The organism is Pseudomonas sp. OST1909 (assembly GCF_015277575.1).
Lineage (GTDB): Bacteria > Pseudomonadota > Gammaproteobacteria > Pseudomonadales > Pseudomonadaceae > Aquipseudomonas > Aquipseudomonas synxantha_A.
In genome coordinates this window covers 1,649,494-1,663,353 of sequence record NZ_CP063780.1, presented here as the reverse complement: position 1 = coordinate 1,663,353, position 13,860 = coordinate 1,649,494, and the positions used below count along the sequence as shown (strand labels likewise).

General features: G+C 57.9%; 13 protein-coding genes and 1 pseudogene. 8 read left to right on the top strand and 6 right to left on the bottom strand.

The genetic code is table 11. From position 1 onward, the window contains the following. The 4 genes from IH404_RS07155 to IH404_RS07140 form a co-directional block, all read right to left on the bottom strand. Entirely contained in the window at positions 1-612 is a 612-nt protein-coding gene (locus tag IH404_RS07155; RefSeq protein ID WP_194440199.1) for a phage baseplate assembly protein V, read from the bottom strand. 3 nt (positions 613-615) lie between these two features. Then, a complete protein-coding gene (locus tag IH404_RS07150; protein WP_194440198.1) occupies positions 616-1,131 on the bottom strand; it encodes a hypothetical protein in 516 nt (171 codons plus the stop codon). A gap of 23 nt (positions 1,132-1,154) precedes the next feature. After that, positions 1,155-1,493: a phage holin family protein gene (locus tag IH404_RS07145; RefSeq protein WP_005785384.1), complete on the bottom strand. Its 339-nt coding sequence runs from the start codon at positions 1,491-1,493 to the stop codon at positions 1,155-1,157. Between the two features lie 590 nt (positions 1,494-2,083). After that, on the bottom strand, positions 2,084-2,827 hold the full coding sequence (locus IH404_RS07140) for an XRE family transcriptional regulator (RefSeq protein ID WP_177327421.1): 744 nt from the start codon (positions 2,825-2,827) through the stop codon (positions 2,084-2,086). Between the two features lie 177 nt (positions 2,828-3,004). On the opposite strand from IH404_RS07140, the pseudogene IH404_RS07135 reads away from it, so the two are divergent. The 4 genes and pseudogenes from IH404_RS07135 to fdxA all read left to right on the top strand — a co-directional run. Beyond that, a pseudogene (locus IH404_RS07135) lies at positions 3,005-3,465 on the top strand (zeta toxin family protein); the annotation flags it as partial. A 45-nt stretch (positions 3,466-3,510) separates the two neighbouring features. Further along, positions 3,511-3,678 (top strand): hypothetical protein, encoded by a 168-nt coding sequence (locus tag IH404_RS07130; protein WP_005785379.1) that lies wholly within the window; start codon positions 3,511-3,513, stop codon positions 3,676-3,678. Between the two features lie 185 nt (positions 3,679-3,863). After that, positions 3,864-6,455, top strand: coding sequence for a DNA mismatch repair protein MutS (mutS, locus tag IH404_RS07125; RefSeq protein WP_194440197.1), 2,592 nt, complete (start codon positions 3,864-3,866; stop codon positions 6,453-6,455). 142 nt (positions 6,456-6,597) lie between these two features. Then, positions 6,598-6,921 (top strand): ferredoxin FdxA, encoded by a 324-nt coding sequence (gene fdxA / locus IH404_RS07120; protein WP_005785286.1) that lies wholly within the window; start codon positions 6,598-6,600, stop codon positions 6,919-6,921. Between the two features lie 461 nt (positions 6,922-7,382). Here fdxA and apbC read toward each other — a convergent pair whose 3' ends face one another. Then, positions 7,383-8,477 carry an iron-sulfur cluster carrier protein ApbC gene (apbC, locus tag IH404_RS07115; protein WP_005785285.1) on the bottom strand — a complete coding sequence of 365 codons (1,095 nt, stop codon included), beginning with the start codon at positions 8,475-8,477 and terminating at the stop codon, positions 7,383-7,385. Positions 8,478-8,649: 172 nt separating this feature from the next. Here apbC and metG point away from each other — a divergent pair, with 172 nt between their 5' ends. The 4 genes from metG to IH404_RS07095 all read left to right on the top strand — a co-directional run bounded on the left by metG (position 8,650) and on the right by IH404_RS07095 (position 12,741). Next, positions 8,650-10,701 (top strand): methionine--tRNA ligase, encoded by a 2,052-nt coding sequence (metG, locus tag IH404_RS07110; protein WP_005785283.1) that lies wholly within the window; start codon positions 8,650-8,652, stop codon positions 10,699-10,701. 87 nt (positions 10,702-10,788) lie between these two features. Further along, entirely contained in the window at positions 10,789-11,757 is a 969-nt protein-coding gene (gene rsxB, locus IH404_RS07105) for an electron transport complex subunit RsxB (protein WP_194440196.1), read from the top strand. 58 nt (positions 11,758-11,815) lie between these two features. Further along, the gene (nth, locus tag IH404_RS07100; protein ID WP_005785281.1) at positions 11,816-12,454 is read left to right on the top strand and encodes an endonuclease III; all 639 of its coding nucleotides are present in this window, start codon (positions 11,816-11,818) and stop codon (positions 12,452-12,454) included. 107 nt (positions 12,455-12,561) lie between these two features. Beyond that, positions 12,562-12,741 (top strand): hypothetical protein, encoded by a 180-nt coding sequence (locus IH404_RS07095; protein WP_005785279.1) that lies wholly within the window; start codon positions 12,562-12,564, stop codon positions 12,739-12,741. A gap of 82 nt (positions 12,742-12,823) precedes the next feature. Here IH404_RS07095 and IH404_RS07090 read toward each other — a convergent pair whose 3' ends face one another. Beyond that, positions 12,824-13,456: a response regulator transcription factor gene (locus IH404_RS07090; protein ID WP_005785278.1), complete on the bottom strand. Its 633-nt coding sequence runs from the start codon at positions 13,454-13,456 to the stop codon at positions 12,824-12,826. Between the last annotated feature and the right edge of the window lie 404 nt (positions 13,457-13,860).

The following is a 13,860-nucleotide window of genomic DNA, read 5'->3' as shown; positions in this document are numbered from 1 at the left end:
TTATCGGGGGCTGATGACGCGTCCTTGATGGTCCACTACCGGGCCGCTGAAGTGAGCTCCGCCAGCATCCAGCAACAGACTGGTGCCGCCAATTTGCAAGGTGATGCTCTGGGCATTCATGGTCAGGCTGGCGGCGCCGACTTTAATGTCGACCTGTTCACGGGAGCCGCTGACGGTGGTTGGGCCGTTGACCCAGTTGAAGGTATGGCTGGCGTCGTCGTAGTCGCTTTGGGTGCCGTCGTGATGGCGACGCCGGGTCAGCGTCGCAACGCTGGAGACCGGCGGAAAGCGATCACTGTTGAGGCCGAACAGCGCCACTGACTGCACGCCGCCCTCCCCGCCACCGTAGTTAAGCAACAGGCATTGCTCGCCCACCGTTGGAATGCGGGTTTCCGTTTGCGCACCGGCGCTGGGGTTGAAAAAGCGGATCGCCGGGGTCAGCAAATCACCGTGGCTGACCTTGCAGGTGTTGCTGGCCGCGTCGACCTGCTGGCAAATGCCAATCCGGCAGAAGCTTTCAGCGCGGCGGTAAAGGTCTTCGAGTTGGGTCTCCATCTCTGCCAGGCGTTCGACGATCGGTCCCAATTGCATGCGTAACAGCGCGTCGAACATGGGCTACTCCGCCAGTGGTTTGTATTGGGCTGGGTCGTCGATGTTGGAGACGTCCCAGGTGCAGGCAAACAGCGGCTGGCCTGTAGGATCTTCAAGTAACGGCGGCCCCAGATAGAGGGTTTGAGTAAACGAAACTGTCCAGGTGTCGTAGTCCGCATCAAGGGTGCTGCGCACAGCCGGAGCGGCGACGATATTTGCGGGCAAATCGCACTGTGCCTGGGGCAGGTCCCAACGGTTATCCAGCACAAGATCCATGAGTTGGCTGGCCAGGTCGCAGGCATCGAACGGCAATGCCCCGGGGGCGACCATGGCCCTGAGTGAAATGCTCAGCACGTGAGCCTTGCGCCCTTCGCGAGAGCGAATGCCCGGGCCATTGCCTTCGACTGTGACCTGCACACCGGTTTTTTCAGTGTCGCCCTGGAAGTCCTGATGACTGCCGACCTTGAGGTCCGGGAAGGCTGCATACAGCGCAGCGCCCACGGCCTGGGGCAGTTGGGATGGCTTTTCGATAAGCGTCATTTTATGTAGCGTCCTTGCAACGATTACTGCGGGTCCTGGCGGGAGCCTTGGTTGATCCCGATGCGCTTGGCCGCCCACCGCTCATAAAGGCCGATAGCCACGTCGGCACCGGCCATGGCGGTCAGGCAACCAATGGCGCCGGCGGTCCAGATCGACATCCCCGCTGCGTAGCACAGCATCAGAGCCGAAACCCCGCAGACCATGCACGCCCCGGAACGCAGGGCCAGGCGTCGGATCAGCGACCAACCGCGAGCCCCTTCCTTATCGGCGCGCCACATCTCGCCGGATACGCCGCCGATCACGGCCAATACGATGACCAGCCAGATAGGCATTTCCGCTAACGCTTGCTGTTCATTTGTCATGTCACGCCTCCTGGCTGAGCATTTAATAATCCATATTTCATTTACAGATGCTTCGATAGGTAGGCATTCCAAAAAGCCCGGTTGCCCGGGCTTTTCAGTAATGCTGTCCTCGGACTTTCGGCGCTACTGGCGCGGTACGGTCCTTTCCTCGATGTTTTTCCGACCACGATCCCTGTCTGCCGGATAACTGCTTCTGGTGCTTTACGCTGCACACCCGGGTCAGTTGCCAACCCTCTGAACCGTCAAGGCCGGTTCATCGCTGCCTGTTTTTGAAGCGTTGAAACTAAAGAGCGTCGGCATCCTTGCCGGTGTTGCCTGGCATCCCTGCCATCGCTTCGATGGCGTCCTTGCCGATGTTGCGTGCCTTCCTTGTCTTCCTTGGCAGCATCCTTGCCACCTCCACCAGGCCTTGTTGGCTGGCTTGAGATGGAGAATATGCATGTATGCATATACAGTCAATGCATCAATGCATTTATTTTTGCTATGGAAATGCACAAATGCATTTAAGGCCTTGCCAGCATGGGGTTTGCCGGTTTTTTCGGGGCGAAAAAAAACCCGCTCATGGGCGGGTTTCGTCTTACGCGAGGGGGTTAGCGGGCGTACATGCCCCACCAGAAAACATGACCGAGGATGCTGATCTGCTCATCCTGGATATCCTGGAAGCTGTAGTCCTCATCCGGATGCTCATCACGGTTGAAACTGCGCAGGCGAATCCCAGAAGGCAGGCGGTAGAGCTGTTTAACTCGCAGCTGGCCGTTGTGATTGATGGCATACAGATCACCATCGACGATATCGCCAATGCCGCTTTTACCGGCGTTCACGCCAACCGTGGCGCCGTCGCGCAGTACCGGCAACATGCTGTTGCCGCGTACCGTCACGCACTTGGCCTGGTCGAACTGCACGCCGTTATGCCGCAGACTGCGCTTGCCGAACCGCAGGCTGGCCTTCTCGCTTTCCTCGATGACGAATCTTCCTGATCCAGCAGCCAATTCAACCTCGCGCAGAAAGGGGATCGACACCTCGTCATCATTGACGGGGGTGTCGTCGTCCCACAGGCTTATGTCCTTGAGTTCCGAATGCATCGGGTCGCGCCCATCATCGCGCAAGGCTCCCACCGCAGCGCGCCCGCGCAGTTGGTCGGTGCTCACGCGAAAATACTCGGCGATACGGGAGATGTGTTTATCCGACGGATCAACGATCTTGCCGCTGAGGATCCGGGACAGTGTGGATTGAGGCACGCCGGTGCGCCGATGAAGCTCCGTGGGGGAGATCCGGTCGCGATCCAGCAGCTCTCTTAAGACGATAGAAACATTGCGTTTTTGCATAACGCGGATAGTGACGGGAGTTTTTGAGGTTGGCAAATGCTAATTTGCATATATCTACATAAAACGGATGTATTAAGTGACGTTTCGGCCAGTAAAGGAGCTGGAATCGCGTGATAGTCTCTACCTCACCACCGAAACAGATGGGGATGTTTGATTGAAGAGACCGCATTTCCCGAAGCAGGCAGGATGACACCGGCAGAGATTGATATTTCAGAAGAAGCACTGCGCTTTGCCCGCTCAAATAAAAAATCAATTGCCAAACGGCTGACAGACAAAGCTATCTATCCATCAGAAGAGTCACCGGTGTCCGTCTTCATGGCAGGATCACCCGGAGCAGGAAAAACCGAGGCCTCAATCGCTCTCGTGAACCTGTTCGCCGACACCCCCATCCTAAAGATCGACCCCGATGAGCTTCGCAAGGAGTTTGCCGCGTATCAGGGGGCGAACTCGTGGCTGTTTCAACAAGGCGTATCTATTTTGGTCGAAAAAATCGTCGACCTCGCATTGGATCAACGACAATCCTTCCTGCTCGATGGCACCTTTTCGAATCTAGAAATAGCTAGAAGCAATGTGGAACGCTCATTGAGAAAGGGCAGATCGTACAGATCTTGTACGTGTATCAAAACCCCATGCTTGCTTGGGATTTCGGCCGATCTAGCGGCTAAGCTCGGGCCACCATCAGGAGCGCGTTGATGATATCGATCAAGCTGGGCTTGTCCAAAGGTGCAAAAAGCTCCTTTGCCGACTTTATCCGTGACGCAAAATCCGAGCAGAAAAAGCGCGTCTACAGTGAGGTTCTGACTGAAGCGACCAAGCAGCAGAATCTCGTGATGATGAAGGCAGAAGCGAAAAGAGCTTGATTGCACACCGCCTTTCGAAGCCCGGCCCTGTGCCGGGCTTTTTATTGGGTTAATTTGCGTTTTACCTAGCCGTTTGCGACCTGCGAAGGGCCGACCTCGCGTGTTAACCTTGCCGCCATCGCAAAAAATGCTGGGCCAAGCGCCCCCTTTGCCCCATCACTTTCAACGAATTTGCCTACTACCCAATGAGTAAAAACACTTCAGACCTGTCCTCCCACACCCCGATGATGCAGCAGTACTGGCGCCTGAAAAACCAGCACCCTGATCAGTTGATGTTCTATCGCATGGGCGACTTCTACGAGATCTTCTATGAAGATGCGAAGAAGGCCGCAAAGCTGCTGGACATCACCCTGACCGCGCGCGGGCAGTCGGCGGGGCAGTCGATTCCGATGTGTGGGATTCCTTATCACTCGTTGGAAGGCTACCTGGTCAAGCTGGTGAAGCTGGGCGAGTCGGTGGTGATCTGTGAGCAGATCGGCGACCCGGCTACCAGTAAAGGGCCGGTGGAACGTCAAGTGGTGCGCATTATTACGCCGGGTACGGTGAGTGATGAGGCGTTGCTGGATGAGCGTCGCGATAACCTGATCGCTGCGGTGTTGGGCGATGAGCGTCTGTTCGGCCTGTCGGTGCTGGATATCACCAGCGGCAACTTCAGCGTGCTGGAGATCAAGGGCTGGGAGAACCTGCTGGCGGAGCTGGAGCGTATCAACCCGGTGGAGTTGTTGATCCCGGATGATTGGCCCAAGGACTTGCCGGCGGAGAAACGTCGTGGGACCAAGCGGCGTGCACCGTGGGATTTCGAACGTGATTCGGCGCTGAAAAGTCTGTGCCAGCAGTTTTCGGTGCAAGACCTTAAAGGCTTTGGCTGTGAAACGCTGACCCTGGCCATCGGCGCTGCTGGCTGCCTGCTCAGTTACGCGAAGGAAACCCAGCGCACCGCCCTGCCCCACTTGCGCAGCCTGCGTCATGAACGGCTGGACGATACCGTGGTGCTCGATGGCGCCAGCCGTCGCAACCTGGAATTGGATACCAACCTGGCCGGCGGGCGCGATAACACCCTGCAATCGGTGGTCGACCGCTGCCAGACCGCGATGGGCAGTCGCTTGCTGACCCGTTGGCTGAACCGTCCGCTGCGGGACTTGACCGTGCTGCAAGCGCGTCAAACCTCTATTACCTGCCTGCTCGATGGCTATCGCTTTGAAAAGCTGCAGCCGCAACTGAAAGAAATCGGTGATATCGAGCGTATCCTGGCGCGGATCGGCCTGCGCAATGCACGACCCCGCGACCTGGCGCGCCTTCGTGATGCCTTGAGCGCCCTGCCGCAGTTGCAACTGGCAATGACTGAGTTGGATACGCCTCACTTGCAACAGCTGGCGGTGACTGCCGGCACTTACCCGGACCTCGCGGCGCTGCTGGAAAAAGCCATCATCGACAACCCGCCCGCGATCATCCGTGATGGCGGCGTGTTGAAAACCGGCTACGACAACGAGCTGGATGAACTGCAGTCCCTGAGCGAAAACGCCGGCCAGTTCCTGATCGACCTGGAAGCCCGCGAAAAAGCCCGCACCGGTCTGGCTAACCTGAAGGTCGGCTACAACCGCGTGCATGGCTACTTTATTGAGTTGCCGAGCAAGCAAGCGGAGTCGGCGCCTATCGATTATCAACGTCGCCAGACGCTCAAGGGTGCCGAGCGTTTTATCACCCCAGAGCTCAAGGAGTTCGAAGACAAGGCGCTGTCAGCCAAAAGCCGCGCCCTGGCCCGGGAAAAGATGCTTTACGAAGCCTTGCTCGAGGATTTGATCAGCCGTTTGGCGCCATTGCAGGACACTGCGGCCGCCCTGGCGGAGCTGGATGTACTGAGCAACCTCGCCGAACGAGCGCTGAACCTTGACCTGAACTGCCCACGGTTTGTCAGCGAGCCATGCATGCGCATTGTGCAAGGTCGCCACCCGGTGGTGGAGCAGGTGTTGACCACGCCGTTCGTCGCCAACGACCTGTCGCTGGACGACGATACCCGCATGTTGGTGATCACCGGTCCGAACATGGGTGGTAAATCCACCTATATGCGCCAGACCGCGTTGATCGTGTTGTTGGCCCATATCGGCAGCTTTGTGCCGGCGGCCAGTTGCGAGCTGTCCCTGGTGGACCGCATCTTCACGCGGATCGGCTCCAGTGATGACCTGGCGGGTGGCCGTTCGACCTTTATGGTGGAAATGAGCGAGACCGCCAACATCCTGCACAACGCTACCGAGCGCAGTCTGGTGCTGATGGACGAAGTGGGTCGCGGCACCAGCACCTTCGACGGCCTGTCCCTGGCTTGGGCGGCGGCCGAACGTCTGGCGCATTTGCGCGCTTATACGCTGTTTGCCACGCACTACTTCGAACTCACGGTGTTGCCGGAAAGCGAGCCACTGGTGGCCAACGTGCATCTCAATGCCACCGAGCACAATGAGCGCATCGTGTTCCTGCACCATGTGCTGCCAGGGCCGGCGAGCCAGAGCTATGGCCTGGCCGTAGCACAGTTGGCCGGCGTGCCGAATGACGTGATTACTCGCGCCCGCGAACACCTCAGCCGCCTGGAAACCACAGCCCTGCCCCATGAAACCGTGGTCGCCAGCCCTGCCAAGGCCAGCAAGAAACCCGCCGCGCCGCACCAGAGCGATATGTTCGCCAGCCTGCCCCATCCGGTGCTGGATGAGTTGGCAAAGCTTGATCTGGATGACTTGACGCCGCGTAAAGCGCTCGAAATGTTATATGCACTGAAGACTCGGATATAACGCAGACGCTTGCAAGCTGATAGAATCTCGCGCGGTTTGGGATGCTGCGGGCTTTTAGCCTGGTCCGCAGACTATCGCTCTCAAACCTCGCGAACCCCACCACAAGGGGTTTCGCTGCCGCCGCCTGAGGAGAAAATTAGAAATGACCTTCGTCGTCACCGACAACTGCATCAAGTGCAAGTACACCGACTGCGTAGAAGTGTGTCCGGTGGACTGCTTCTACGAAGGCCCGAACTTCCTGGTTATTCACCCGGATGAGTGCATCGACTGCGCCCTGTGTGAACCAGAATGCCCGGCCGTCGCGATTTTCTCCGAGGACGAAGTGCCTGCGGAGATGCAGGAGTTTATTCAGCTGAACGTCGAGTTGGCGGAAATCTGGCCGAATATCACCGAGCGCAAAGACCCGATGCCCGATGCAGCGGAGTGGGATGGCAAAAAAGGTAAGATTGCAGACCTCAAACGCTGATAGCGTCGCCGCCCCCAAAAGGCCCCTTGCGGGCCTTTTTGCGTTTCTGAGGGGAGCGTTTTACTTTTCTACAGGCGAAAAAAGGGGCGGTATGACCCGCCCACATTTTTTCCCTAGTCCCTGTATTCCTTTTCATCATCCTGATGAATCGCATCCTGCGACGTTCCTTCAAACCATCGTTCCTTGATGGCTGTGTCAATCCGTGGACACAGGGCTGATGTTAGAGGGTTCGAAGATAAGTTCAACGCGACCCGGTTCGATCGACTGGCACGCTCTGACACCTAAACACAGATAAATAAGTCTTGTTTTTCAATGAGATGAAAAAAGTCTCAAAAAAATCGAGACGTCCATGCAAGATAAAAGAACCGATCACTTACGCAAAGGTAAGCAAATGCTTACACACACAATTGCGGAAAAGGGCAATAAGCCTCATTGCCCCCACCGCTTACTGTTGAAAGGCATCAGTCGTCACTGACAGTAATGGTCGGCATCGCCGGCGCAGCAGCTTCCTGCAAGACAATTCTCGCACCGACATGACGGGCCAGTTCCTGGTAGATCATCGAGATTTGGCCTTCAGGCTCGGCCGCCACGGTAGGTTTGCCACCATCGGCCTGCTCACGAATGCCCATCGCCAGCGGCAACGAAGCGAGCAGCTCGACACCGTACTGGGTCGCGAGCTTTTCGCCCCCACCTTCACCGAACAGATGCTCGGCGTGACCACAGTTGGAGCAGATGTGCACCGCCATGTTTTCCACGACGCCGAGCACCGGGATATTGACCTTGCGGAACATCTCGACGCCTTTCCTGGCGTCCAGCAGCGCGAGGTCCTGAGGCGTGGTGACGATCACCGCACCGGCCACCGGCACTTTTTGCGCCAGGGTCAGCTGAATGTCGCCGGTGCCTGGCGGCATGTCGATCACCAGGTAATCGAGGTCGCCCCAGGCGGTCTGTGTGACCAATTGCAGCAACGCCCCGGAAACCATCGGCCCGCGCCAGACCATCGGCGTGTTGTCATCGGTAAGAAAGGCCATGGACATCACTTCCACACCGAGCGACTCGATGGGTACAAACCATTTCTGATCCTTGACCTTCGGCCGCGTGCCTTCGGCGATGCCGAACATCACGCCTTGGCTTGGGCCGTAGATATCGGCGTCGAGAATCCCCACCCGCGCGCCTTCGCGGGCCAGGGCCAGGGCCAGGTTGGCCGCGGTGGTGGACTTGCCCACGCCACCCTTGCCGGAGGCCACCGCCACCACGTTCTTGACGTTGGCCAGGCCCGGGATCTGCGCCTGGGCCTTGTGCGGGGCGATCACGCATTGGATATCGACCTTCGCCGAACCCACGCCGTCGATGCCCTCAATGGCCATTTGGAGCATCTGCGCCCAGCCGCGTTTGAACAAGCCTGCGGCATAGCCCAGTTGCATCTGTACCGACACCTGGTCGCCCTGGACCTCGATACTGCGCACACAACCGGCACTGACCGGGTCCTGGTTCAAATAAGGGTCGGTGTACTGGCGAAGAACGGCTTCCACCGCTGCGCGATTGACGGCGCTCATGGGCTACTCCCGAAAAAAGACTGACTGAAACAGGCGGCTATCCTAACCGTTCCGGCGCTTGAGCGGCACGCTTTCGAGGTTCCGGAAGATTCTGAAACAGCGTCACGGGGTGAAATAAATTTCCCGGCGCTTTATAGTGGCCGACCTCCGTTTCATCAAGTAGCCGAGCCCCATGTCCGAGCCACGCAAGATCCTCGTCACCAGCGCCCTGCCCTATGCCAATGGTTCCATCCATCTTGGCCATATGCTTGAGTACATCCAGACCGATATGTGGGTGCGCTTCCAGAAGCATCGCGGCAATCAATGCATTTATGTCTGCGCGGACGACGCCCACGGTTCGGCCATCATGTTGCGTGCCGAAAAGGAAGGCATCACCCCGGAACAACTGATCGCCAACGTGCAGGCTGAACACAGCGCCGACTTTGCCGAGTTCCTGGTGGACTTCGACAACTTCCATTCAACCCACTCTGACGAAAACCGCGAGTTGTCGAGCCAGATCTACCTGCGGTTGAAGGAAGCCGGGCACATCGACCAACGTTCGGTGACCCAGTATTTCGACCCGGAAAAGAAGATGTTCCTGGCCGACCGCTTCATCAAGGGCACCTGCCCCAAATGCGGCACCGAAGACCAGTACGGCGACAACTGCGAAAAATGCGGCGCGACCTACGCACCAACCGACCTGAAGGATCCCAAGTCGGCGATCTCCGGCGCCACTCCGGTGCTCAAGGACTCGCAGCACTTCTTCTTCAAGCTCCCGGATTTCCAGCAAATGCTGCAAACCTGGACGCGCAGCGGTACCTTGCAGGACGCCGTGGCCAACAAACTCTCCGAATGGCTCGACAGTGGCCTGCAGCAGTGGGACATCTCCCGCGACGCGCCATACTTCGGCTTCGAGATCCCGGGCGAGCCGGGCAAGTATTTCTATGTATGGCTGGACGCGCCGATCGGCTACATGGCCAGCTTCAAGAACCTGTGCGACCGCACCCCGGAGCTGGACTTCGACGCGTTCTGGGGCAAGGACTCCACTGCCGAGCTGTACCACTTCATCGGCAAGGACATCGTCAACTTCCACGCGCTGTTCTGGCCGGCGATGCTTGAAGGCTCGGGCTACCGCAAGCCGACCGGCATTGCCGTGCACGGCTACCTGACGGTGAACGGGCAGAAAATGTCCAAGTCCCGTGGCACCTTTATCAAGGCGCGCACTTACCTGGACCACCTGTCGCCGGAATACCTGCGCTACTACTACGCATCCAAGCTGGGCCGGGGTGTCGACGACCTGGACCTGAACCTGGAAGACTTCGTACAGAAGGTCAACTCGGATCTGGTGGGTAAAGTCGTCAACATCGCCAGCCGTTGCGCCGGGTTTATCCACAAGGGCAACGCCGGTGTACTGGTAGCCGAGAACGCCGCACCGGAACTGACCGACGCCTTCCTGGCCGCCGCACCAAGCATCGCCGACGCCTATGAGGCCCGCGACTTCGCCCGCGCCATGCGCGAAATCATGGGCCTGGCCGACCGTGCCAATGCCTGGATCGCCGACAAGGCCCCGTGGTCGCTGAACAAGCAGGAAGGCAAGGAAGCTGAGGTTCAGGCTATCTGCGCCACCGGCGTCAATCTGTTCCGCCAGTTGGTGATCTTCCTCAAGCCGGTGCTGCCATTGCTGGCCGCCGATGCCGAGGCGTTCCTGAATGTGACGCCGCTGACCTGGAACGATCACGCCACCTTGCTCGGTAATCATCAGTTGAACGCGTTCAAGCCCTTGATGACCCGCATTGACCCGGTGAAAGTCCAGGCCATGACCGATGCTTCGAAAGAAGACCTGGTCGCCAGCCAGACCGATACCGGCCAATCCGCGCCTGCGGGCAATGGCGAACTGGCCAAGGACCCGATTTCTCCGGAAATCGATTTCGACGCCTTTGCCGCCGTGGACCTGCGCGTAGCACTGATTATCAAGGCCGAAGCCGTGGAGGGCGCCGACAAGTTGCTGCGCCTGACATTGGATATCGGTGACGAACAGCGCAACGTGTTCTCCGGGATCAAGAGCGCTTACCCGGACCCGTCCAAGCTCGATGGGCGCCTGACCATGATGATCGCCAACCTCAAGCCACGGAAAATGAAGTTTGGCATTTCCGAAGGCATGGTGATGGCGGCTGGCCCTGGCGGCGAAGAAATCTACCTGCTGAGCCCCGACAGCGGCGCCAAGCCGGGCCAACGCATCAAGTAACCCCTGCAAAATGCCCCGCTGTTGCCACGGCGGGGCTTTTCAGCTTGCCCACCTCCCTGGGCCGGGCGTCAACGCTATGATCACAGCATGAACCTCATTCAACGTATCGACGCGCTGCTGCCGCAGACTCAATGCGGCAAGTGCGGGCACCCGGGTTGCAAGCCTTATGCAGAAGGCATCGCCAAAGGCGAGGCCATCAACAAGTGCCCGCCCGGTGGGCAGGAAACCATCGCCGGGCTTGCGCAACTGCTGCGCCTGCCAATGCTGGACCTGGACACCAGCCGCGGGGAAGCGCCCGCGCAGATTGCCTATATCCGTGAGGCCGAATGCATCGGTTGTACCAAATGCATCCAGGCTTGCCCGGTGGACGCCATTGTGGGCGCCGCCAAGCTGATGCACACCGTGATTACCGACGAGTGCACCGGTTGCGACCTGTGTGTCGCCCCCTGCCCCGTCGACTGCATCGAGATGCGTGCGCTCGCTGACCTGCTGCCTATCGTGGGCGGCTTGGCAGCCAACGAGGAGGAGCGGCGTGAACGCGACCGCAAACGTGACCGGGCGCGGCGGCGTTTCGAACAACGTAACGCCCGCCTGCAACGTGAGGAAGCCTGCAAGCTCGCCGAACGCCTGACACGGGCCAAACGCGCAGCTGCGGTGGAAACGGCACAGGTCAATAATCATCAGGCCGCTCAGGACGCCGCAATCAAGCAGGCCAAAATCAGCGTCACCATGAGTCGCGCTCAATTGCACAAGTCGTTGAAGGCGTTTGGACATCCCCCGACCTTTGAGCAACAGTCACAACTGATTATGCTGCAACGGCAGTTCGAGGCTTGCGAACAGGCGCTTGCTGCGCTGGAGGCCAACAGTGCGCCGCCGACAACGCCCCCAAAGAGCGCCGACCTCAAGCGTGCAAAGATCCAACTGGCCATGCGCCGAGCCGAGTTGAAAAAGGCCCAGGCCGAGCAGGCTGGCGAGCAGCAACTGGCAGCCTTGAGCGCTGCGTTGAACGCCGCCGAGCAGACGCTGCAGGATGCCGAGGCCAACACCGACGCCTGAACCTGCGCTTTGCATTGCTAACATCACGTCGACCGCCAGCAAGGAAACGTCCGCCCCTATGAATGCCGCAAAACGCCTGGAAATCTTCCGCAGGTTTCATGAAGACAATCCGGAACCGAAAACCGAACTGGCCTACTCCTCCCCCTTCGAATTACTGATTGCGGTGATCCTGTCAGCCCAATCCACGGACGTCGGTGTCAACAAGGCCACGGCCAAGCTGTATCCCGTGGCCAATACCCCGGCCGCGATTTACGCCCTGGGTGTGGAAGGTTTGTCCGAGTACATCAAGACCATCGGCCTGTATAACAGCAAGGCCAAGAATGTGATCGAAACGTGCCGCCTGCTGGTAGAGCTGCATGGTGGTGAAGTCCCGCAAACGCGCGAAGCCCTGGAAGCCTTGCCAGGGGTGGGCCGCAAAACGGCCAACGTGGTGCTCAATACCGCATTCCGGCAGTTGACCATGGCTGTGGATACGCACATCTTCCGGGTCAGTAACCGAACCGGCATTGCGCGGGGCAAAAATGTAGTCGAGGTGGAAAAGCAACTGATGAAGTTCGTGCCCAAGCCGTATTTGCTCGACTCCCATCATTGGCTGATCCTGCATGGGCGCTACGTTTGCCAGGCTCGCAAGCCCCGCTGCGGCAGCTGTCGCATCGAAGATTTGTGTGAATACAAGGACAAGACGTCCGACGATTGAGCGACCATTGCTTTTTTTGATCAGTCGATTGAAAAAATCTTTTTTACCCGTTCGCAGATTATCGCTATAAGGAGCCCCAATGGCAGTCTTAGCCCGGAGTTAATCTTATGAGCGCTGGCAAAGAACAACTGGAAGTGGAAGACGACCTCGCTGAGTCGGATGAGGACGCGGTAGAGACACCTGTAGAGGTAGCCAAGACCAATTTGAGCAAACGTCGCACTATCGACAATCTTCTGGAAGAGCGACGCTTGCAAAAACAGCTGGCCGATTACGACTTCGATCTGTGATCGATGCGTGAACGACCGGAAGCCTCCCTGACGGAGGCTTTTTTCTGCCGGATACACGGGTTTTGAGCGTTGCAACGTCCTCCTACACCAAGCCGTTGCGCTGGGCCAACTCGATCAGGTCCACAAGGGAGCGGGCATTGAGCTTGAGTAGCAGGCGGGTCTTGTAGGTACTGACGGTTTTGTTGCTGAGGAACATGCCGTCGGCAATCTCCTTGTTGGTTTTGCCACGTGCCAGTTGCTGCAGCACCATCATCTCTCGCCCCGACAAGCGTTCAACCATTTCAGCTTCACTGGCGTTGCCCATGGTTGAGCGCACTGAATTGAGCGCCTGGTTCGGGAAGTAGCTGTAGCCGGAGAGCACCGCCTTGATGGCGCTCAACAACTCGGTAAGATCCTGCTGTTTGCAGACATAGCCGGCCGCCCCTGCCTGCATGCAGCGCATGGAAAAATGGCCAGGGGCCTGGGACGTCAGCACCAGCACCTTGAACGATATGGCCTGCTTGGTTGAAGCCAACCGACAAATCACCTCCAGGCCGTCGAGCTTGGGGATTCCGATATCCAGTATCACAATATCCGGCATGTGTTCCCGTGCAAGTTGCAACGCATCGACACCGTTATCGGTCTCGGCAACGACCTCATAACCATGACGCTCCATTAGCATGCGCACAGCAAGACGAATGACGGGATGATCATCCACGATCAGCACTTTATTCATGAGAAAGTCCAATTTCGCTGTTCGAATTATTTAGAGCAAACACAATAGCCTAGTCGATTACTAGTTGGCATAGCATTCCACCCCGAGCAACGGCAGGGAGAGACCCAACCCACAGGAAGTTAGGAATTAGCCTACAAAAAATCGCAAACTTAGATGTATAGGGCTTTATGGATGCTTTCAGACTTTTCTCGACGCGCACATATTTTGAGTGAAATGTCCTTGGCATAAGCCTATGAAGGTAAACGCACCGCACAAGACTTTCAGGAAATGCCCCTTGCCTGGAGCCAGGCTGCACGCAGAACGACAAGGAAAGCCCGTCTGTATTAGTTCCATTTAACATATTTATAGAATTCCATAATTCCTACAGAAGATTCAACGAATAACCTCGCCATTGCAGTTATATG